The organism is Pseudomonas sp. LBUM1644 (assembly GCF_059716195.1).
Genome location: NZ_CP166812.1, coordinates 122,133 through 143,340, shown reverse-complemented (window position 1 = coordinate 143,340; position 21,208 = coordinate 122,133). Strand labels below are relative to the sequence as shown.

At 57.2% G+C, this 21,208-nt stretch carries 20 protein-coding genes, 2 tRNA genes, 1 rRNA gene and 1 pseudogene; 14 read left to right on the top strand and 10 right to left on the bottom strand.

Translation table 11 applies throughout. The features are described 5' to 3' along the window. Positions 1 to 171: 171 nt before the first annotated feature. The 5 genes from ACA052_RS00685 to ACA052_RS00665 form a co-directional block, all read right to left on the bottom strand. A tRNA-Ala gene (locus ACA052_RS00685) sits at positions 172 to 247 on the bottom strand. Between the two features lie 9 nt (positions 248 to 256). Next, positions 257 to 333: transfer RNA gene (locus tag ACA052_RS00680), tRNA-Ile, on the bottom strand. A gap of 123 nt (positions 334 to 456) precedes the next feature. Beyond that, a 16S ribosomal RNA gene (locus ACA052_RS00675) occupies positions 457 to 1,993 on the bottom strand. Between the two features lie 591 nt (positions 1,994 to 2,584). Then, on the bottom strand, positions 2,585 to 3,805 hold the full coding sequence (locus ACA052_RS00670) for a CaiB/BaiF CoA transferase family protein (RefSeq protein WP_497647954.1): 1,221 nt from the start codon (positions 3,803 to 3,805) through the stop codon (positions 2,585 to 2,587). A 13-nt stretch (positions 3,806 to 3,818) separates the two neighbouring features. Beyond that, on the bottom strand, positions 3,819 to 5,000 hold the full coding sequence (locus ACA052_RS00665; RefSeq protein ID WP_497647953.1) for an acyl-CoA dehydrogenase: 1,182 nt from the start codon (positions 4,998 to 5,000) through the stop codon (positions 3,819 to 3,821). Between the two features lie 157 nt (positions 5,001 to 5,157). On the opposite strand from ACA052_RS00665, the gene ACA052_RS00660 reads away from it, so the two are divergent. From ACA052_RS00660 to ACA052_RS00610, 11 genes and pseudogenes are all read left to right on the top strand, one after another. Continuing rightward, the gene (locus tag ACA052_RS00660) at positions 5,158 to 6,057 is read left to right on the top strand and encodes a LysR family transcriptional regulator (RefSeq protein WP_497647952.1); all 900 of its coding nucleotides are present in this window, start codon (positions 5,158 to 5,160) and stop codon (positions 6,055 to 6,057) included. Between the two features lie 435 nt (positions 6,058 to 6,492). Then, positions 6,493 to 7,614 (top strand): Re/Si-specific NAD(P)(+) transhydrogenase subunit alpha, encoded by a 1,122-nt coding sequence (locus ACA052_RS00655; protein ID WP_497647951.1) that lies wholly within the window; start codon positions 6,493 to 6,495, stop codon positions 7,612 to 7,614. 11 nt (positions 7,615 to 7,625) lie between these two features. Next, complete coding sequence (locus tag ACA052_RS00650) at positions 7,626 to 7,982, top strand: NAD(P) transhydrogenase subunit alpha part 2 (protein WP_007992881.1); 357 nt, start codon at positions 7,626 to 7,628, stop codon at positions 7,980 to 7,982. Continuing rightward, the gene (locus ACA052_RS00645; protein ID WP_497647950.1) at positions 7,979 to 9,412 is read left to right on the top strand and encodes an NAD(P)(+) transhydrogenase (Re/Si-specific) subunit beta; all 1,434 of its coding nucleotides are present in this window, start codon (positions 7,979 to 7,981) and stop codon (positions 9,410 to 9,412) included. Before ACA052_RS00650 ends, ACA052_RS00645 begins: the two co-directional genes overlap by 4 nt. A gap of 189 nt (positions 9,413 to 9,601) precedes the next feature. Next, the gene (gene scpC / locus ACA052_RS00640) at positions 9,602 to 11,095 is read left to right on the top strand and encodes a succinyl-CoA:acetate CoA-transferase ScpC (RefSeq protein WP_497647949.1); all 1,494 of its coding nucleotides are present in this window, start codon (positions 9,602 to 9,604) and stop codon (positions 11,093 to 11,095) included. Between the two features lie 319 nt (positions 11,096 to 11,414). Beyond that, positions 11,415 to 11,630: a DUF1127 domain-containing protein gene (locus ACA052_RS00635; RefSeq protein WP_497647948.1), complete on the top strand. Its 216-nt coding sequence runs from the start codon at positions 11,415 to 11,417 to the stop codon at positions 11,628 to 11,630. 256 nt (positions 11,631 to 11,886) lie between these two features. Next, the gene (locus ACA052_RS00630) at positions 11,887 to 12,096 is read left to right on the top strand and encodes a DUF1127 domain-containing protein (RefSeq protein ID WP_497647947.1); all 210 of its coding nucleotides are present in this window, start codon (positions 11,887 to 11,889) and stop codon (positions 12,094 to 12,096) included. A gap of 145 nt (positions 12,097 to 12,241) precedes the next feature. Next, positions 12,242 to 12,559 (top strand): DUF2388 domain-containing protein, encoded by a 318-nt coding sequence (locus tag ACA052_RS00625; protein ID WP_497647946.1) that lies wholly within the window; start codon positions 12,242 to 12,244, stop codon positions 12,557 to 12,559. Positions 12,560 to 12,727: 168 nt separating this feature from the next. Beyond that, positions 12,728 to 12,799: pseudogene (locus ACA052_RS00620) on the top strand (DUF2388 domain-containing protein); the annotation flags it as partial. Between the two features lie 27 nt (positions 12,800 to 12,826). Beyond that, complete coding sequence (locus tag ACA052_RS00615; protein WP_497647945.1) at positions 12,827 to 13,147, top strand: DUF2388 domain-containing protein; 321 nt, start codon at positions 12,827 to 12,829, stop codon at positions 13,145 to 13,147. After that, the gene (locus ACA052_RS00610; RefSeq protein WP_497647944.1) at positions 13,144 to 15,105 is read left to right on the top strand and encodes a DUF7844 domain-containing protein; all 1,962 of its coding nucleotides are present in this window, start codon (positions 13,144 to 13,146) and stop codon (positions 15,103 to 15,105) included. The genes ACA052_RS00615 and ACA052_RS00610 overlap by 4 nt, the downstream gene beginning before the upstream one ends. A gap of 155 nt (positions 15,106 to 15,260) precedes the next feature. Here the strand turns inward: ACA052_RS00610 and ACA052_RS00605 are convergent, their stop codons facing one another. The 3 genes from ACA052_RS00605 to trpB all read right to left on the bottom strand — a co-directional run bounded on the left by ACA052_RS00605 (position 15,261) and on the right by trpB (position 17,885). Further along, positions 15,261 to 15,716, bottom strand: a complete 456-nt coding sequence (locus ACA052_RS00605; protein ID WP_497647943.1) for an anti-virulence regulator CigR family protein — start codon at positions 15,714 to 15,716, stop codon at positions 15,261 to 15,263. 121 nt (positions 15,717 to 15,837) lie between these two features. Then, positions 15,838 to 16,650: a tryptophan synthase subunit alpha gene (gene trpA, locus ACA052_RS00600; protein ID WP_497647942.1), complete on the bottom strand. Its 813-nt coding sequence runs from the start codon at positions 16,648 to 16,650 to the stop codon at positions 15,838 to 15,840. Next, complete coding sequence (gene trpB / locus ACA052_RS00595; RefSeq protein WP_497647941.1) at positions 16,650 to 17,885, bottom strand: tryptophan synthase subunit beta; 1,236 nt, start codon at positions 17,883 to 17,885, stop codon at positions 16,650 to 16,652. The genes trpA and trpB overlap by 1 nt, the downstream gene beginning before the upstream one ends. Positions 17,886 to 17,997: 112 nt before the next feature. On the opposite strand from trpB, the gene ACA052_RS00590 reads away from it, so the two are divergent. After that, complete coding sequence (locus ACA052_RS00590; protein ID WP_497647940.1) at positions 17,998 to 18,891, top strand: LysR family transcriptional regulator; 894 nt, start codon at positions 17,998 to 18,000, stop codon at positions 18,889 to 18,891. Here ACA052_RS00590 and ACA052_RS00585 read toward each other — a convergent pair. Continuing rightward, positions 18,888 to 19,214, bottom strand: a complete 327-nt coding sequence (locus tag ACA052_RS00585) for an ElaB/YgaM/YqjD family protein (RefSeq protein WP_497647939.1) — start codon at positions 19,212 to 19,214, stop codon at positions 18,888 to 18,890. The two genes, ACA052_RS00590 and ACA052_RS00585, sit on opposite strands and share 4 nt — an antisense overlap. Positions 19,215 to 19,369: 155 nt before the next feature. Here ACA052_RS00585 and ACA052_RS00580 point away from each other — a divergent pair, with 155 nt between their 5' ends. Beyond that, entirely contained in the window at positions 19,370 to 19,585 is a 216-nt protein-coding gene (locus ACA052_RS00580) for a dodecin (RefSeq protein WP_149412791.1), read from the top strand. Positions 19,586 to 19,708: 123 nt separating this feature from the next. Beyond that, the gene (locus tag ACA052_RS00575) at positions 19,709 to 19,930 is read left to right on the top strand and encodes a DUF1161 domain-containing protein (RefSeq protein ID WP_497647938.1); all 222 of its coding nucleotides are present in this window, start codon (positions 19,709 to 19,711) and stop codon (positions 19,928 to 19,930) included. A gap of 67 nt (positions 19,931 to 19,997) precedes the next feature. Here ACA052_RS00575 and ACA052_RS00570 read toward each other — a convergent pair whose 3' ends face one another. Further along, a complete protein-coding gene (locus ACA052_RS00570; protein WP_497647937.1) occupies positions 19,998 to 20,999 on the bottom strand; it encodes an LLM class flavin-dependent oxidoreductase in 1,002 nt (333 codons plus the stop codon). Positions 21,000 to 21,208: the final 209 nt, after the last annotated feature.

The window sequence follows — 21,208 nt, the reverse complement described above, 5'->3', positions numbered from 1 at the left end:
AAGAGCAACTCACAAATTTTACCTTAGCCTGATCCGTTACCAGTGAAAGTAACGTCCAGTCTATCTTTCTATCACATACCCAAATTTTTAAAGAACGATCTAATCAAAGACTAGAAATCAATATTCACGCTGGAATATTCATTTCTAAACTCTAACAGCAGAAGCAGTTAATGGTGGAGCCAAACGGGATCGAACCGTTGACCTCCTGCGTGCAAGGCAGGCGCTCTCCCAGCTGAGCTATGGCCCCATACAAAATTGGTGGGTCTGGGCAGATTCGAACTGCCGACCTCACCCTTATCAGGGGTGCGCTCTAACCAACTGAGCTACAGACCCAATTTCGAGCGCGTAACTGTTAGCGTTGAGCTATCAGCTTGGAGCTTAAAGCTGCTTCTATCGTCTTCTTCAATGAATCAAGCAATTCGTGTGGGAACTTATGGAGCAGCTGATGTCGTCGATTAAGGAGGTGATCCAGCCGCAGGTTCCCCTACGGCTACCTTGTTACGACTTCACCCCAGTCATGAATCACACCGTGGTAACCGTCCTCCCGAAGGTTAGACTAGCTACTTCTGGTGCAACCCACTCCCATGGTGTGACGGGCGGTGTGTACAAGGCCCGGGAACGTATTCACCGCGACATTCTGATTCGCGATTACTAGCGATTCCGACTTCACGCAGTCGAGTTGCAGACTGCGATCCGGACTACGATCGGTTTTCTGGGATTAGCTCCACCTCGCGGCTTGGCAACCCTCTGTACCGACCATTGTAGCACGTGTGTAGCCCAGGCCGTAAGGGCCATGATGACTTGACGTCATCCCCACCTTCCTCCGGTTTGTCACCGGCAGTCTCCTTAGAGTGCCCACCATTACGTGCTGGTAACTAAGGACAAGGGTTGCGCTCGTTACGGGACTTAACCCAACATCTCACGACACGAGCTGACGACAGCCATGCAGCACCTGTCTCAATGTTCCCGAAGGCACCAATCCATCTCTGGAAAGTTCATTGGATGTCAAGGCCTGGTAAGGTTCTTCGCGTTGCTTCGAATTAAACCACATGCTCCACCGCTTGTGCGGGCCCCCGTCAATTCATTTGAGTTTTAACCTTGCGGCCGTACTCCCCAGGCGGTCAACTTAATGCGTTAGCTGCGCCACTAAGAGCTCAAGGCTCCCAACGGCTAGTTGACATCGTTTACGGCGTGGACTACCAGGGTATCTAATCCTGTTTGCTCCCCACGCTTTCGCACCTCAGTGTCAGTATCAGTCCAGGTGGTCGCCTTCGCCACTGGTGTTCCTTCCTATATCTACGCATTTCACCGCTACACAGGAAATTCCACCACCCTCTACCATACTCTAGCTCGACAGTTTTGAATGCAGTTCCCAGGTTGAGCCCGGGGATTTCACATCCAACTTAACGAACCACCTACGCGCGCTTTACGCCCAGTAATTCCGATTAACGCTTGCACCCTCTGTATTACCGCGGCTGCTGGCACAGAGTTAGCCGGTGCTTATTCTGTCGGTAACGTCAAAACAGCACAGTATTAATGTACTGCCCTTCCTCCCAACTTAAAGTGCTTTACAATCCGAAGACCTTCTTCACACACGCGGCATGGCTGGATCAGGCTTTCGCCCATTGTCCAATATTCCCCACTGCTGCCTCCCGTAGGAGTCTGGACCGTGTCTCAGTTCCAGTGTGACTGATCATCCTCTCAGACCAGTTACGGATCGTCGCCTTGGTGAGCCATTACCTCACCAACTAGCTAATCCGACCTAGGCTCATCTGATAGCGCAAGGCCCGAAGGTCCCCTGCTTTCTCCCGTAGGACGTATGCGGTATTAGCGTCCGTTTCCGAGCGTTATCCCCCACTACCAGGCAGATTCCTAGGCATTACTCACCCGTCCGCCGCTCTCAAGAGAAGCAAGCTTCTCTCTACCGCTCGACTTGCATGTGTTAGGCCTGCCGCCAGCGTTCAATCTGAGCCATGATCAAACTCTTCAGTTCAAACATCTTTGGGTTTTTAAGAAACCCTAAACTTGGCTCAGCAATCGTTGGTTACATCTTTGATTTCTCGCGGAGTAACTTGTGATGCTGATAATCTTGTTGACTATCAGTCTGACTCCACAAGCACCCACACGAATTGCTTGATTCAGTTGTTAAAGAGCGGTTGGTTAAGATCTTTCGTCTCAACCGAGGCGCGCATTCTACAGCAGCCTCTGTTGCTGTCAAGCGGTTATTTTTCGAAGTTTTCAAAGTTTCCTCTGCAACTTCAACCACTTGCGCTTTCGATCTCTCGTCAGCGGGAGGCGAATTCTACAGCGTTACTCGCTGCTGTCAACACCTCTTTTTCAACTCCCTTTCGGCTTCGATGACCTGAAGCAACTCACTGTCGAAAACTGCGTAACTCTTTGTTTACCAAGGAGTTTTCCGTTTCGACTGCGCCGGAAGTGGGGCGAATTATAGAGGTTCAGAATCTGCCGTCAAGCGCTGATTTTGCTTTTCTATCAATAACTTGCACAAAGCCGGAAATCGGCCCGATTTCTCCCTATATAGAAGATAGAAGAGCAAAACCCACCTTCTATATAGAAAGAATCCTCAGAGCACCCCCGCTTCCTTGAATGCAGCCACTGCCCCAGCATCCAGCCCCAACACCCGCTGCAATACCTCGAGCGTATGCTCACCTAGCAATGGCGGCGCATTGCGGTATTCAACCGGGGTCTCGGACAGTCGAATCGGGCTCGCCACCTGCGGCACCATTCCGGCCAGCACGTGGGGAAGCTCGATAGCCAACCCGCGCGCCTTGACCTGAGGATCAGCAAACATCTGGGCCAAGTCATTAATAGGCCCGCACGGTACGCCCGCCTGCTCCAACTGCACCACCCACTCAGCAGTAGTCTTGAATACCGTTGCCTGGCGGATCAGCGGAATCAACAGCGCCCGATTGGCCACTCGCAACTTGTTAGTAGCAAAACGCGGATCATCTGCCCACTGAGGCTGGCCTGCCACTTCGGAAAACTTGCGGAACTGCCCGTCGTTCCCGACAGTGAGGATGAAATCGCCATCCGCCGTAGGAAAGTCCTGATAAGGCACGATGTTCGGATGCGCGTTACCCAAACGCTTGGGAGCGACACCCGTAGTCAGATAGTTCATCGCCTGGTTGGCCAGACATGCCACCTGAACATCCAGCAACGCCATATCGATATGCTGGCCGCCACCCTCATGATCCCTATGTGCAAGCGCTGCAAGGATCGCTACAGTCGAATAGAGCCCGGTCAGGATATCCGTCAGCGCTACACCGACTTTCACCGGCCCGGCGCCCTCATCACCTTCAGGCCGGCCGGTCAGGCTCATCAGGCCGCCCAGCCCCTGGATCATGAAGTCATAACCCGCGCGCTTGGCGTATGGGCCAGTCTGACCGAACCCGGTGATTGAGCAATAGATCAGGTTCGGATTGATTGCCTTGAGCGTTTCGTAGTCCAGCCCATAGGCCGCCAGACCGCCGACCTTGAAGTTCTCGATCAGGATATCTGACTTGGATGCCAGCTCACGGACCAGCTTCTGCCCCTCTGGACGCGTGAAGTCGATGGTCACCGATTGCTTGTTGCGGTTAGCCGACAAGTAATAGGCGGCCTCGCTGGTGTTTTCGCCATAGGCGTCTTTCAGAAAAGGAGGGCCCCAGGCGCGCGTGTCATCGCCATTGCCGGGACGCTCGACCTTGATGACGTCAGCACCAAGGTCCGCCAGGATCTGCCCGGCCCAAGGCCCGGCCAGGACCCGCGATAAATCCAGTACCCGTAGATGCGAAAGCGCGCCCATGGCCGTTCTCCTATTAATAGAACGCCTGGATGCCAGTCTGCGCGCGACCGAGGATCAGCGCGTGGACATCATGCGTACCCTCATAGGTATTCACCACTTCCAGATTGACCAGGTGGCGAGCCACGCCGAACTCATCGGAGATACCGTTGCCACCCAACATATCGCGCGCCATCCGCGCAATGTCCAACGACTTGCCGCAAGAGTTGCGCTTCATCATCGAAGTAATCTCGACCGCAGCAGTCCCTTCATCTTTCATGCGACCCAGACGCAGGCAACCTTGCAGCGCCATGGTGATTTCGGTCTGCATGTCGGCCAGTTTCTTCTGGATCAGCTGAGTGGCCGCCAAAGGACGACCGAACTGCTGACGATCCAGGGTGTACTGGCGAGCGGTATGCCAGCAGAACTCGGCTGCACCCAGCGCGCCCCAAGAGATGCCGTAGCGTGCCGAATTGAGGCATGTGAACGGACCCTTCAAGCCGCGGACATCCGGAAAGATGTTCTCTTCAGGAACAAACACGTTGTCCATGACGATCTCGCCGGTGATCGATGCACGCAGGCCAACCTTGCCGTGAATCGCCGGAGCGCTCAGGCCCTTCCAGCCCTTCTCCAGCACGAAGCCACGGATGTCGCCCGCATCGTCCTTGCCCCAGACCACGAACACATCGGCGATCGGGCTGTTGGTGATCCACATCTTGTTGCCGGTCAGGCTGTAGCCGCCTTCTACCTTGCGTGCACGTGTAATCATCGCGCCCGGGTCGGAACCGTGGTTAGGCTCAGTCAGGCCGAAGCAACCGATCCATTCACCGGAAGCCAGTTTCGGCAGGTACTTCTGTTTCTGGGCTTCAGTACCGAACTCGTTGATTGGCACCATCACCAGCGAAGACTGCACACTCATCATCGACCGATAACCGGAGTCGACGCGCTCGACTTCACGAGCAATCAGACCGTAGCTGACGTAGTTGAGGCCACTGCCACCGTACTGCTCAGGGATAGTCGCACCCAACAGGCCGACTTCACCCATCTCGCGGAAGATCGCCGGGTCGGTCTTTTCATGGCGGAAAGCTTCGAGAACACGCGGTGCGAGCTTCTGCTGAGCGAATTGCTCGGCGGTGTCGCGAATCATGCGCTCTTCTTCGGTGAGCTGTTGATCCAGCAGCAGGGGATCGATCCAGTTGAAGCTAGCTTTACCGCCCATGAGTGTGTCCTCTCGAATCGGGTCAAATAACGTGAACTGATCCTAGGCCGGGTTCAGCGCCACGGCAAACGAGGATTTCGCATACTGTTGTGCTAATTTCTCACTCCGAAACATCGCGAAATGCCGTTTATGCGATGTATTAGTGAGGTTGACGTACATGCGCAGAAAAATACCCAGTACAACCGCCCTGATCAGCTTTGAAGCGGCGGCGCGCCACGAGAGCTTTACCAAGGCCGCTCTAGAGCTTTCGCTGACCCAAGGCGCGATTTGCCGACAAATCGCCAGCCTTGAAGAGTTCCTCAGCGTGGAACTTTTCCGACGCTCGCGACGCGGAGTGAAGCTGACGGAGGCAGGTCTCTCCTATAGCCGCCGAGTCGCCACCCAGCTGGATGCCGTCGAACGAGACACCCTTTCCGTGATGGGCCAACAAGGCGCAAACGTGATCGAACTGGCGGTCGTACCGACGTTCGGCACTCAATGGTTGCTGCCTCGGCTCAAGGATTTCCAGCAAAAACACCCGGAAGTGACGGTCAACCTCACAAATCGCACGCGGCCCTTTCTGTTTGCCGACACCGATTTTGATGCCGCCATCTATTTCGGCGACGCGGATTGGTCAGGTACAGAATCCCACAGGTTGATGGGTGAAAATCCGATGCCGGTGTGCAGCCCCAGCCTACTCGGGAGAAAGACACACCTGAGCGCCAGTGAAATCGCCGAGCTGCCGCTGCTTCAACAAACCACGCGCCCCTATGCCTGGCGTCAGTGGTTCAACGCTCAGAACCTTAATATCCCTCGAGACATGACAGGGCCGCGCTACGAGCTATTCTCCATGCTGTCCCAAGCGGCGATGCACGACATGGGGATTGCGTTGATTCCGCCGTTTCTGATCCAGCGCGAACTTGCCGAGAAGCGTCTGGTGGTCGCCAACCCTCAGGCACTCACCAGCATTAAGGCGTATTACCTGATGATTCCCGAGAGAAAGGTCGAATCGGCCTCTTTAAAGGCATTTCGGGACTGGTTGATCTACCAGGCACACAGCTACAACCTAGAAGATTAAAGGCTTCAGCCTTTTAGCTGACCCCGTAGTCAAAATAATGAAAGCCCTACAGATATAACTATATGTCGCATATTCGCAGACTGTACCAACAGGGGGTACAAACGTCCCAGAAGCGCCTGAAGACGTGGCCTTGAGCCTCTACTTCAACGAAATGACGCTTCATTCACCGTAACGATTTGTAAATTATAAAAATTAGCCGAAAACGCCTACAAGTCACGTGCTGCAAGGGGTTGAGCCAGTTAGTTGCGACATTCGGTCACGGGGTGACTTGTAGTTAATTTTCCGTCACCCGTCATAACCCCTTGAAGGGCACAAAGTTCGCCTGCAAAATGCCGCGCCCCGCCCTGATTTAGCGGGATCGTGCTGATCGGCCGCCCCAGCCGCACCATCCGAAGTGCCTGGGTTCACTCAATAAGATCACGCAGGAGATTTGACGTGCACATTGGTGTCCCTCTCGAAACCCAGACGGGTGAAACACGGGTTGCTGCAACCCCGGAAACCATCAAGAAGCTGATCGGCCAGGGTCATAAGGTCACTGTGCAAAGCGGCGCCGGCATTAATGCCAGTGTTGTCGACAGTGCCTATGAAGCGGCAGGCGCAACCATTGGCAGCGCCAACGATGCGTTTGGTGCCGAGCTGATTCTGAAGGTGGTCGCCCCCAGCGACAGCGAACTGGCGCTAATAAAGAGCGGCACCGTTGTGGTGGGTATGCTCAACCCGTTCAGCAATGAAACCATTGCCAAGATGGCCGAGTGCGGCATTACCGCGTTCGCGCTGGAAGCCGCCCCGCGCACCTCCCGCGCCCAGAGCCTGGATGTGCTGTCTTCCCAGGCGAACATTGCCGGCTATAAAGCCGTGTTGCTGGCCGCTCACCACTACCCTCGCTTCATGCCGATGCTGATGACGGCTGCCGGCACCGTGAAAGCGGCGCGCGTACTGATTCTCGGCGCTGGTGTCGCTGGCTTGCAGGCCATTGCCACGGCTAAACGCCTGGGTGCGGTGATCGAAGCGTCTGACGTGCGTCCTGCGGTAAAGGAGCAGATCGAATCCCTCGGCGCCAAGTTCGTCGATGTGCCTTACGAGACCGATGAAGAGCGTGAATGCGCCGTCGGTGTCGGCGGTTATGCGCGCCCAATGCCCGCGAGCTGGATGCAGCGGCAGGCATTGGCCGTGCACGAGCGCGCCAAACAGGCTGACATTGTCATCACTACTGCACTGATCCCGGGCCGCAAGGCACCGACGCTGCTGAGCGCGGAAACCGTGGCACAGATGAAGCCGGGCTCGGTGGTCATCGACCTCGCGGCGGCACAGGGCGGCAACTGCCCGTTGACCGTGGCGGACCAAGTGGTGGTCGAGAATGGCGTGACCATTTGTGGCCCGACCAATTTGGCCGGCGCGGTTGCGGCAGACGCTTCGGCGTTGTATGCACGCAACCTGCTGGACTTCATGAAACTGTTGTTCGATAAAGAAGGACAACTGGTGATCAACCTTGAAGACGATATCGTCGCCGCGTGCCTGATGTGCCGCGACGGCCAGATCGTGCGCAAGAACGGCTGAGGATAAAAACAATGGAAGACATGCTGATCTCTCACGGTATCTACAACCTGATCATCTTCGTACTGGCCATCTATGTCGGCTACCACGTGGTCTGGAACGTGACCCCTGCACTGCACACACCGCTGATGGCTGTCACCAACGCCATCTCGGCCATCGTGATCGTCGGCGCCATGCTCGCCGCCGCCCTCACCGTAACTCCGCTGGGCAAGACCATGGGCACCCTGGCCGTGGCCCTGGCCGCGGTCAACGTATTTGGTGGCTTCCTGGTGACCCGGCGCATGCTGGAAATGTTCAAGAAGAAAGCGGCTCCAGCAAAAGCTCCGGCAGCCAAGGCCGAAGCAGTCAAGGCTGAGGTGCAGCAAGCATGAGCATGAACCTGGTTACTTCCCTGTATTTGATCGCCTCGGTCTGCTTCATCCAGGCGCTCAAGGGGCTCTCGCACCCAACCACGTCGCGTCGCGGCAACCTGTTCGGCATGCTCGGCATGGGCCTGGCGATCCTTACTACGGTCGGCCTGATCTACAAGCTCAGTACCGAGTTGGCCCATGACGGTATCGTCTACGTGATCGTCGGCCTGCTGATCGGCGGCACTGCCGGTTCGATCATGGCCAAACGCGTTGAAATGACCAAGATGCCCGAACTGGTCGCGTTCATGCACAGCATGATCGGCTTGGCAGCGGTGTTCATCGCCGTGGCTGCCGTGGTGGAGCCACAGTCGCTGGGCATCGTCCCGCAGCTCGGTGACGCGATCCCGGCCGGTAACCGTCTGGAACTGTTCCTCGGTGCGGCCATCGGTGCGATCACATTCTCCGGCTCTGTCATCGCCTTCGGCAAACTGGCTGGCAAGTACAAGTTCCGCCTGTTCCAGGGTGCGCCCGTACAGTTCGGCGGCCAGCACAAGCTGAACCTGCTGCTGGGCCTGGCGACACTGGCACTCGGCGTGACCTTCATGTTGACCGGCGACCTCAGTGCTTTCGCCCTGATGCTGGCCCTGGCCTTCGTGCTGGGCGTGCTGATCATCATCCCGATCGGCGGCGCAGACATGCCGGTCGTGGTATCGATGCTCAACAGCTATTCCGGTTGGGCAGCAGCGGGTATCGGCTTTTCGCTGAACAACTCGATGCTGATCATCGCGGGCTCGCTGGTAGGTTCGTCCGGTGCGATCCTCTCGTACATCATGTGCAAGGCGATGAACCGCTCCTTCTTCAATGTGCTGCTCGGTGGTTTCGGCAATACGGCCGATGCCGGTCCTGCAGGTGCCAAGGAAGCCCGCCCGGTGAAATCCGGTTCGGCTGACGACGCGACCTTCCTGCTGACCAACGCCGACACCGTGATCATCGTTCCGGGTTACGGCCTGGCGGTAGCACGGGCGCAGCATGCGCTGAAAGAGCTGACCGAGAAGCTGACCCATCGTGGCGTGACCGTGAAGTACGCGATCCACCCGGTTGCCGGTCGGATGCCCGGGCACATGAACGTTTTGCTGGCCGAGGCCGAAGTGCCCTACGACCAGGTGTTCGAGATGGAAGACATCAACTCCGAGTTCGGCCAGGCCGACGTGGTGCTGGTGCTCGGCGCGAACGACGTGGTCAACCCGGCCGCGAAGAACGACCCGAAATCGCCGATTGCCGGCATGCCTATTCTCGAGGCGTTCAAGGCCAAGACCATCATCGTCAACAAGCGTTCGATGGCCAGCGGCTATGCCGGTCTGGACAACGAACTGTTCTACCTCGACAAAACCATGATGGTCTTCGGCGACGCCAAGAAAGTCATTGAAGACATGGTTAAAGCCGTCGATTAATTGACTTCGGCAACCTGAACGCCCCGACTCGTCGGGGCGTTTTTGTTTGCGCCTATTACCGATCCGGTAACGGTGTTTTGTCTGAAAACAGCTAAATAGACGCCTTTAATGCGACCTTGGTAGCGGGACGGGCACCCGGCAAATTTACTAGACTGCGAACCTTGCTTCCGTTGCCCGAGATAACAATCCATGTACCGTGATCGTATTCGCTTGCCTTCGTTGTTGGACAAGGTGATGAGCGCCGCTGACGCTGCCGCCCTGATCGAGGACGGCATGACCGTCGGAATGAGTGGTTTCACTCGCGCCGGCGAAGCCAAAGCCGTGCCCCATGCATTGGCCGAGCGCGCCAAGATCACCCCACTGAAAATCACGTTGATGACCGGCGCAAGTCTGGGCAATGACCTGGACAAACAACTCACCGAAGCCGGCGTTCTTTCCCGACGCATGCCCTTCCAGGTCGACAGCACTCTGCGCAAGGCAATCAACGCCGGCGAAGTGATGTTCATTGACCAGCACCTCTCGGAGACCGTCGAGCAACTGCGCAATCAGCAGCTCAAACTGCCGGACATCGCGGTCATCGAGGCTGTTGCGATTACCGAGCAAGGCCATATCGTGCCCACTACCTCGGTTGGCAACTCGGCCAGCTTCGCGATATTCGCCAAGCACGTGATCGTCGAGATCAACCTGGCGCACAACCCGAACCTCGAAGGTCTGCACGACATCTATATCCCGACTTATCGCCCAACGCGCACACCCATTCCGCTGGTGAAAGTCGACGATCGCATTGGCAGCACCGCTATCCCGATCCCGCCGGAAAAGATCGTTGCGATCGTGATCACCAACCAGCCTGATTCGCCATCGACTGTGTTGCCGCCAGACGTTGACACCCAGGCCATTGCCGACCACCTGATCGACTTTTTCAAACAGGAAGTTGCAGCTGGGCGTATGACCAACAAGCTGGGCCCGTTGCAGGCCGGCATCGGTACCATCGCCAACTCGGTGATGTGCGGCCTGATCGATTCGCCGTTCGAAGACCTGACGATGTACTCCGAAGTGCTTCAGGACTCGACCTTCGACCTGATTGACGCAGGCAAGCTGAGCTTTGCGTCCGGCAGTTCGATTACTTTGTCTGCTCGGCGCAATACCGACGTTTTCGGCAATCTGGAGCGCTATAAAGACAAACTGGTCCTGCGCCCACAGGAAATTTCCAACCACCCGGAAGTGGTGCGCCGGCTCGGCATTATCGGCATCAACACGGCGCTGGAGTTCGACCTGTACGGCAACGTCAACTCCACCCACGTCTGTGGCACGCGAATGATGAACGGCATCGGCGGTTCGGGCGACTTTGCGCGCAACGCGCATCTGGCAATCTTCGTCACCAAATCGATCGCCAAGAGTGGTGCCATCTCCAGCGTGGTGCCGATGGTCAGCCACGTCGACCACACGGAGCATGACGTCGACATCCTTGTGACCGAGATCGGCCTGGCAGACTTGCGAGGACTGGCGCCGCGGGAGCGTGCTCGCGTGATCATCGACAACTGTGTGCACCCCGACTATCGCCAAGCGCTGAATGATTACTTCACTGCCGCTTGCGCGGTGGGTGGGCACACGCCGCATATTCTTCGCGATGCCCTGAGCTGGCACATAAATCTGGAAGAAACCGGACGGATGCTGACGGTGTAATTGATACAGATGGCGGCTGGCGCAAACACAATTTCGTCAGCTTGCTCTCTCGAATAGATTTTCTGTTTAAAACTGTACTGCTGTACCGGTCATTTCCTACCGTATTCACCTACCATTTTCGCTGAAATCAACAAATACGCACCTTTTTAGTGCCTACAAGTACAGTTGCCTCAATTTCGACCAGTACACTGCCTTTAAACAGTTAACTGAGCTCTCACAATACAGGTGAACTGTATCTACAGAGACTAGGCAAACGAGAGGATCATGGGCACCAGTCAAACCACTACCTAATCCCGCCACAAGCGGAAGGATGAAAACCATGGAACGTACACTCAGTTCCGAACTGTTCTTCGAAGACACCGCTGCAAAAACCCAGGCTTCCATGCCTCTTCGCGTTCTTGCCAACCTGATGTTGTGGCAGCGTCGTTTGTCCAGCCGCCATCAATTGGCTCGCCTGGATTCGCGTCTGCTGGCTGATGCCGGGATTAGCGAATCACAACGCTACGAAGAGCTGAGCAAGCCGTTCTGGCGCTAAGTTAGCGTCGCTGGCTCTGACCTGTAGGGTCCACCGCCAGCAACCCGAATTGAAAAAACAAAACCCGTCGTGGGAAACCACGACGGGTTTTGTCGTTTTGGGCCGTTTAAACGGCCACACAATTGGCAACATCAAATACAAGTACAGTTTTTAATACAATCAAACTGAACCAGTACAATTATGTCGCAGTGTATCTGTTGTGAAAGTCCGGCCAAGGTCACCATGACTCACCGACCGCTAGCAAAAGGAATGCGCCATGAATCACGTACTGGAAGTTTGCGCTCTCACTCCCCAGACAAAATCCCGTTTGCGCTGGCTTCGCGCATTACTGAGGGGGCTCGCCAATAGCTTGGAAAGAGCCAGAACCCGACGATTATTGGGTCAGCTCAATGACCGGCAACTGTCGGATTTGGGCATCAGCCACGCTGACCGTGTCAACGAATTGGATAAACCGTTCTGGCGATAGAGCACTGTGGGCACAGACAGGACTGTTCGAATCCCTGCCAGCAGGCCTAATATCAAATCAGAACGTGGCGAACCCTGCGCTACAGGCGTCTGATCCAACAGATGCTGCGCCACCTTTCACTTGGTTTATCAATAGGAGTTACACCATGTCCCGACTTCGTCTGCTCAGCGCTGCAGCCCTGCTTGCCGTGGCTGCCAATTCCCACGCCACCAGTTTTATCGTGACCACCGATGCCGTCGTTGGAGCCCTGAAATCCAGTTCCGACGCAACCTCCGATGTCACATCATCGTTTCATGACGACAAAATTGTTCTCGCAGCCCGGGATGACGCAGCCAGCTTCGTCGCCAGTGAAGGGACTATCCGTGGTGTGAAACTGGAAAGCGCCCTCGACCATATTCGTCACCAGGCTCCGCAGCTGAACGCGACGGATGCACAGTTGGCGCAAGCGATTCTGACTATCTAAGCGACCTGCCAGACAAGGGACACGCCTGTCGTGTCCCAATGTATCGACGCTGGCTCTAGACCGGGGGTTGCGCTAGCCTTGGGACTCGCTTTCAGCTATCGAGTCTCATGCGTTTTCTTTCAAATCTGTTGATCACCCCAGTATTCGTAACGGCCTGTTGGGCGAGTTCATCTGCGTCGGACCCAGCCAAAACTTCATGCAAGCGACCTTGAACTGGCGCAAGCAATTCTCGTCCAATAAATATCCTTGTTCCTCCGGAGTCGTTCCATGCGTAACCCACTGATTGCTGCCACCCTTGGCCTGCTGTTGTTGGCCGACGTGGCCCAGGCGCACACCCTGGTAGCCACCAGCAACATCCTCATCAATGCTACCCGGCGCACCCTTGACTTCACTTCCGATACCACGACGTCCATCCGTGACTCGAAGATCGTCCGTGAAGCGCACGACGATGCGGCCAGTTTCGTTGCCAGCGACGGCGACATCCGCGGCGCTCACCTGGAAGCAGCCTTTAACACGCTGCGCACCCGTGTGCCGGAAGCGCGCGATGCCAGTGATCAGGTGCTCGCCGAAGCCATCCTCGCACTGTGAGGTCCGCAGGCGCCTGGCTGGTGGCCGGGGTCTTGTTGCTTTTCGGCAACTCGGCCCTGGCTGGCTTACAGTTACAGCTCAAGACCGACGGACTGAACCCCGCGCAACAGCAGGCCAGCCAGGCGTTGCTCGATGAAGCCCTGCAGGCGTTGCCCCCGCGGTTCATCGAACAACTCGACCGACGCATCGACGTCGGCTGGACCGACGACATGCCGAGTAACGCCTATGGCCAGGCGTCGCTGGTGTCTGAACTCGACCTGAACCGCAACTTGCTCGCCAGCCTCACCGATGGCAGTGCCGCCACCAAAAAGACTTATCGCCCCCATGGCACCGTGCGCCAGGAAATGCTCGCTACCGTGCTGCATGAGCTGACTCACATTTATGACCGCTCACGCCTGTGGCCAGACGCGGAACGCAAGCTGATTCAGAGTTGCACCCGACGCAACAACAGCTCAGGGCTGATTGGTATTCCCGACCAATGTCGCGGTCAGACCGATCGACGCTTCACACTGAGCGATGATCCGCGCCTGCTAGATCTGGCCGGCTGGCAGCAATACGTTGGTCGCCGTGGCGAACGCGAACAGCACAATCGACAGATCGCCCGCAGCCCGGACATCTACGAGACGTCCAGCCCCAAGGAATTCGTCGCGGTCAACATGGAGTATTTCCTCCTTGACCCGAGCTACGATTGTCGCCGGCCTGCACTGTACCGCTACTACAAAGAACATTTTGGCTGGGCTCCCGCCGCCAAAGCTACTTGTGCCAAATCCTTCGCATTTCTCAACGCCGGCAACGACTTCGCCAAACAACCTTTGGGCCAGGTCGACCCGGAACGGGTTTATGCCGTCGACTATCTGCTGGCTGAAGCCAACCAGAACTGGGTCAGCCGCTGGGGCCATAGCATGTTGCGGCTGGTGATCTGTGCACCGGGCCGACCACGTGGGCCGGACTGCAGGCTGGATCTGGATCAACACCTGGTGTTGTCTTACCGCGCCTTCGTGGGTGATGTACAGCTGTCGAGCTGGGATGGACTGGTGGGAAAATACCCGTCGCGCCTGTTTGTACTGCCTCTGTCCCAAGTGATCGATGAGTACACCAAGACCGAACTGCGCAGCCTGGCATCGGTCCCGCTGAACCTGTCGCGCAGCGAAATCGAAGATGTCGTGGAACGCGCCGCCGAGATGCATTGGAGTTACGACGGCAACTATTTCTTCCTGTCCAACAACTGCGCGGTAGAAGAATTGAAGTTACTGCGCGGCGGCACCAACAATGCACAACTGGTCGGCCTAGACAGCATCATGCCCAACGGCCTGCTGGAAGTGCTCAAAGGCCGCGGACTGGCGGACACCAGCGTGCTGGACGATCCGCGTGAGGCACTGCGTCTGGGTTATCGCTTTGACTCTTTCCGCGACCGCTATCAAGCGATGTTTGAAGTGCTGAAGAAGCGCTTGCCAATTCAGCAGGAAACGGTCGAAGACTGGATGGCATTGAAAGCTGAAGAACGCCGCAAGTGGTTCGATCAGGCGGATTTGCGCACCAGCGCGGCATTGCTGCTATTGGAGCAAGCCAGCTTACGCCAGCAGTTGCTGCTGGCTCAGGACGAAGTCAAACAACGCTATTTGGGCGCTCGGGAATTGAAGAACGGCGGCATGGACAAGGCCAACGCGACCTTGCAGCAGATTCTCGCCAACAGCGGCTTCCTCAGCCGTCCGGCAGAGTTGCTCGGTACCGGCGGATATGGCTTGCCGCAGCCCAACGAATCGCAACATCTGGAATCGGAAAGCAGCCTGCGACAGAAGCAGCTTCAGGCGCTGACCGGCGATCTGGACAAGGAAGTGAGAGCGTTGCTTGAGCCGAGCCGAGCGGCCGAAATGGCTGCCAATGAAGCCAACCTGAAGCAGGTTGGCGAGCATTTGAGGAAGTTGCACAAGGCGGCGGGTGGGTTGGAGCTGCCCTGATTGAAACAACGCAGAACTTGTAGCAGCTGCCGAGGCACGAGGCTGCGTTGCGTGTCCGCAGGACCGCCCTCGGGGGCCGCTGCGCAGCCCAACGCAGCCTCATTCCTCGGCAGCTGCTACATAGGCGAGTCAGCCTGCGAAGACTCGATGAACTGCTAGAGCACCCCTTCAAGAACTTCATAAACGATCCCGGTACCCACGGCGATCAGCACAATGTCACCCCCCGCACGGCGCCATTCGTAGCCTTGGTAATACGGCAAATGCGCCAGCGCGCGGTTATCCAGGCGCTCGCCATAATAACCGTGAGGCAGAGGCCGGCCACGGACCAGATGAATGCCTGAAGGTGGCGGCGCACCGCGTACGAAATAACCGTGATTATCGTGAATAGACTGGCGCACCGGACCGAAGTCACGTGGCGGTGGGCCACCGCGATGGTTGTCCTGGCCACGCTGATCATCACCGTGATTGTTGTTACCGTGATTATCGTACTGGCCCTGCTGCGGGCCGCCGTGGTCGTGATCGTCGCGTTGATCGGCGCTGGCGTGCAGCAACGGGGTCGCACTCAACATCAGCACACCCACGCTGGCAATCAGACGTTTCGGCATTTTCATCAGGTCTTTCCTCACTGCACGTACAGCAAAAAGGGCTTCAGAACGTAGTCCTGAAGCCCTCGGTCTTGCTGATTAGTCTGTGCTGCGAGGCTCTAATTCCTCTGTATCAGAAACTTTACCTTCAGCTGACCCGCGCCTTACGCACGCCTTCTGCCAGCGCCGAGCAAAGGCCCAGCACGCCATCAATCGCCTGGTCCGGCGTCGAGGCATTCTCGATGTGATCGATCAGTGCCGACCCCACCACCACACCGTCGGCCAGACGCGCAATGGACGCTGCTTGCTCCGGTGTACGAATGCCGAAACCGATGCTGATCGGCAAGTCGGTGTGGCGACGCAGACGGGCGACCGCTTCCTCGACGTGTTCCAGAGTGGCCGCGCCCGCACCGGTCACACCGGCGACAGACACGTAATAAACGAAACCGGAGCTACCGTTCAACACGGTTGGCAGGCGTACGTCGTCGGTGGTCGGGGTGGTCAGGCGGATGAAGTCGATGCCAGCGGCTTGAGCCGGGTCGCAAAGCTCGGCGTTATGTTCCGGGGGCATGTCGACCACGATCAAGCCATCAACACCGGCTTCTTTCGCGTCGGCAATGAAGCGCGGCACGCCGTACATGTGAATCGGGTTGAAGTAACCCATCAGCACCAACGGCGTTTCGGTGTTGCCTTCACGGAACTCGCGAACCATTTGCAGGGTTTTCGCCAGGTTCTGCTTGGCGCCGAGGGCACGGATGTTAGCCAGCTGGATCGCCGGGCCATCCGCCATCGGATCGGTGAAAGGCATGCCCAACTCGATCACGTCGGCGCCGGCGCCGGGCAAGCCTTTGAGGATCGCCAGGGACGTGTCGTAGCTCGGGTCTCCGGCGGTCACGAAGGTCACCAGGGCGGCGCGATTCTGTTCCTTGAGTTCGGCAAAGCGCGTTTGCAGGCGGCTCATCAGTGTTTCTCCTGCTGAGAGTGCTCTTGTTGAGAGTGTTCCATGTGATGCATCACGGTTTGCATGTCTTTGTCGCCACGACCGGACAGGTTGACCACCATTAGGTGATCTTTCGGCAGGGTCGGTGCGCGTTTAAACACTTCGGCCAGGGCATGGGCGCTTTCCAGTGCAGGAATAATCCCTTCCAGACGGCAGCATTTGTGAAATGCGTCGAGGGCTTCGTCATCGGTCACCGAGGTGTACTGAACGCGGCCGATGTCGTGCAACCAAGCGTGCTCCGGGCCGATACCTGGATAGTCGAGGCCGGCGGAGATCGAGTGGGCGTCAATGATCTGCCCGTCGTCGTCTTGCAACAGGAACGTCCGGTTGCCGTGCAGCACGCCTGGGACTCCGCCATTCAGACTGGCCGCATGCTTGCCGGTTTCGATGCCGTAACCCGCCGCCTCAACGCCGATGATCTCAACGCTTTTGTCATCAAGGAACGGATGGAAAAGCCCCATGGCGTTGGAGCCACCGCCGATGCACGCTACCAGGCTGTCTGGCAGGCGACCTTCCTGTGCTTGCAGTTGAGTACGGGTTTCCTTGCCGATCACGGCCTGGAAATCGCGAACCATCGCCGGGTAAGGATGCGGGCCCGCCACGGTGCCGATTAGGTAGAACGTGCTGTCGACGTTGGTCACCCAGTCACGCAGGGCTTCGTTCATCGCGTCTTTCAGGGTGCCGGTGCCGGCCACCACGGGGATGACTTCGGCCCCCAGCAGCTTCATGCGGAACACGTTGGCTTGCTGACGTTCGATGTCGGTGGTGCCCATGTAGATCACACAGTCGAGACCAAAACGTGCCGCCACGGTGGCAGTCGCCACGCCGTGCATGCCGGCGCCGGTCTCGGCAATGATGCGTTTCTTGCCCATGCGTCGCGCCAACAGGATCTGGCCGATGCAGTTGTTGATCTTGTGCGCGCCGGTATGGTTCAGCTCTTCGCGTTTGAGGTAAATCTTCGCGCCGCCACAGAACTCAGTCAGACGTTCGGCGTAATAAAGAGGACTTGGACGACCGACGTAGTCGCGCTGAAAGTAGGCTAATTCTTCTTTGAATGCCGGATCTTCCTTGGCCAGTTCGTATTCCCGGGCCAGGTCGAGGACCAACGGCATCAGGGTTTCGGCGACATAGCGGCCACCGAACGAACCGAACATGCCGTTGGTGTCGGGGCCGGTGCGCAGATTAGTCTGGGTCATGGGTCGCTCCAGTTGAATGCGTGAGATGACAATGGGCCTTACTCTACCCCTGACGTCACAGGCTGAAAACCGATAAGATCGCCACAACCTGTCAGGAAAACTCACAGATAAAATGAGCCATGACCTTCCTCCGCTAAACGCCCTGCGCGCCTTTGAAGCCACCGCGCGCCTGAACAGTGTCAGCCAGGCGGCCGAACAGCTGCACGTTACGCACGGGGCCGTCAGTCGGCAATTGAAGGTGCTCGAGGAACACCTTGGCGTGAGCCTGTTCATCAAGGATGGACGCGGCATTAAACTCACAGATGCCGGTGAGCGTTTGCGTGATGTCAGCGGCGAAGCCTTCGAGCGTCTGCGCACTGTGTGTGCCGAGCTGACCCAAAGCACCGCCGACGCACCATTCGTGCTCGGCTGCTCGGGAAGCCTGCTGGCACGCTGGTTTATTCCACGCCTCGGACGGTTGAACGCAGACCTGCCGGACTTGCGCCTGCACTTGTCGGCCGGAGAAGGCGATCTCGATCCCCGCAAGCCCGGGCTGGACGCGTTACTGGTGTTTGCCGAGCCTCCATGGCCGGCGGACATGCAGGTCTACTCACTCGCCAGCGAACGAATCGGCCCGGTGATGAGCCCTCGCTTTACCGGTTACCAGAGGCTCGAAAAAGCACAGGCCAGCGAATTACTGACCGAACCATTGCTGCACACCACCTCGCGTCCACAGGCCTGGCCTAGCTGGGCACAGCAAAGCGGCCTCGACGCCAAGGCGTTGAAGTACGGTCAGGGATTTGAGCATTTGTATTATTTGCTGGAAGCCGCTGTCGCCGGCCTGGGTGTGGCGATTGCGCCTGAACCGTTGGTGGCCGAGGACCTGAAGGCCGGTCGCCTGGTTGCACCATGGGGTTTCAGTGAAACCCCGGCGCAACTGGCGTTGTGGCTACCCAAGCGCGCCGCCGACGGTCGCGCTCGGCAACTGGCGCAATGGCTCAAGAACGAGCTGCGCCAGGCGGATTAGTCGCCGCGTTTGCACAGCAGATAAGCGGCGAGCAAACCCAATGCGCCCACTGCGACGCCGGCCGTAGTCCAAGGGTGTTCTTGAGCGTAGTCCCGAGTGGCGAGCCCGGTTTCACGGGTTTTGACTTTGACTTCTTCGTACGCATCGCTGAGCAGATGGCGCGAATGTTTCAGCGCGTTCTCGGCGTTGCTTTTCAACGCCTTGAGGGTTTTGCGCGACTCGTCGGAGGCATCGTCTTTTAAGTTTTCCAGAGATTTCAGCAGACTCTCGATCTCGGCTTCCATGCTTTGCAATGAGGCTTTACGTAAAGAGGTGTTGGCCATGGTGGCTCTCCTGCATTGATTGAGTTGCGTGTGTTGGTTGGGACTTCAGGGGTTCGAGAAAGTGCAGTAAATCTGAACTTCCCTGTGGGACTGGCCGACAGAAGTAATACGAAAAATCACTGCTAGGCTGTATTTCACACCCTAAGGAGAACGCCATGACTGACCATCACACCTACAAAAAAGTCGAGCTGGTCGGCTCGTCCCCCACCAGCATTGAAGACGCCATCAACAACGCACTGGCCGAGGCCAGCAAAAGCATCAAACATCTGGAATGGTTTGAAGTGACCGAGACCCGCGGGCACATCAAGGACGGCAAGGCTGCGCATTTCCAGGTGACGCTCAAAGTCGGGTTCCGGATTGCCAGCAGCTGAGTTTGAGCCAGCCTGCTGAACTTACGCGCTGGCCGAATGCCATAGGGAAATGGCATATCGCTACACGAGTGCATCAGGCAGATGCCTGGATGCTCCTTTTGATCCGACCAGGTAATGCGACCGATGAAGAAGTTTATTTTGGCGGTAGGTTTATTGAGCCTTGCGGGGACAGCCTTTGCCGATGGCAAGTCGTGCGAAGAGCTGAAAGCCGAAATTGCCGCAAAACTGGATGCAAAAGGCGTTTCTGGTTATTCACTGGAAATCGTCGATAAAGGTGCTTCGGCCGGCGGGAAAGTCGTCGGAAAATGTGAAAAAGGCTCCAAGGAAATCGTCTACAAAAAGTAGGTCGATTCCTTCGCAAATAAAAAAGCCGACACGCAAGCGCCGGCTTTTTGTGGACGCCTTTTGAGCGTCAGCCCTTCATGACCTGCGCCAGCAGTTCGTAGGAATGGACGCGATCAGCATGTTCATACAGGTCGCAGGTGAAAATCAGTTCGTCGGCCTGAGTTTGCTCGATCAGCACGTCCAGTTTGGCGCGGATTTTCTGCGGGCTGCCGACCATTGCCAGCCCGAGGAAATCACCGACCGCTTCTTTTTCATGCGGCAACCACAGGCCATCCATGGTTTTCACCGGCGGACGTTGCACCAGACTCTGACCACGCATCAACGCGAGGATGCGCTGATAGACTGAGGTCGCCAGGTAATCGGCCTGTTCGTCGGTGTCCGCCGCGACCAGCGGTACGCCGAGCATCACGTAGGGCTTATCCAGTACCGCCGATGGCTTGAAGTGATTGCGGTAGACGCGAATCGCCTCATGCATGAAGCGTGGTGCGAAATGCGAAGCGAAGGCGTAAGGCAAACCGCGCTCACCGGCCAGCTGTGCACTGAACAGACTGGAACCCAGCAGCCAGACCGGGACATTGGTCCCGGTACCCGGCATTGCGATAATGCGTTGATCCGGCGTGCGCGGGCCGAGGTAACGCATGAGTTCGGCCACGTCTTCCGGAAAATCATCCGCGCTGCCCGAGCGTTCACGGCGAAGCGCGCGGGCGGTCATCTGATCGGAGCCGGGGGCGCGGCCCAGCCCAAGATCGATCCGGCCTGGGTACAGGCTTTCAAGCGTGCCGAACTGCTCGGCGATGACCAACGGCGCGTGGTTGGGCAGCATCACGCCACCAGAGCCGACACGAATAGTCGAAGTGCCGCCGGCGAGATAGCCAAGCAATACCGAGGTCGCGGAACTGGCGATGCCGTCCATATTGTGGTGTTCGGCAACCCAGAAGCGGTTGTAGCCGAATTTTTCGACATGCTGCGCCAGGTCCAGAGAGTTGCGCAGCGACTGGGCCGCGCTGCCGTTTTCCCGTACGGGTACCAGATCGAGCGTCGAAAACTTGATATCGGACAGATGTTTCATAAACCTGCTTCTCCAATTGAGGGCGCAGGTTTTTTCTTACAAACGAAAACCTGCCGAATCCATAAGCGTGTTTCATGCAATGAGGGCATATACCCGAGTTTCAATAGCTCAGGTGAAATTTCCTACGAAAACGGTAGGACTAATGAGATCAGGTGAACTTTGCACCCTCGTCTACCCTCAGAACCCTAGCAACCGAAACCACAAAGGCG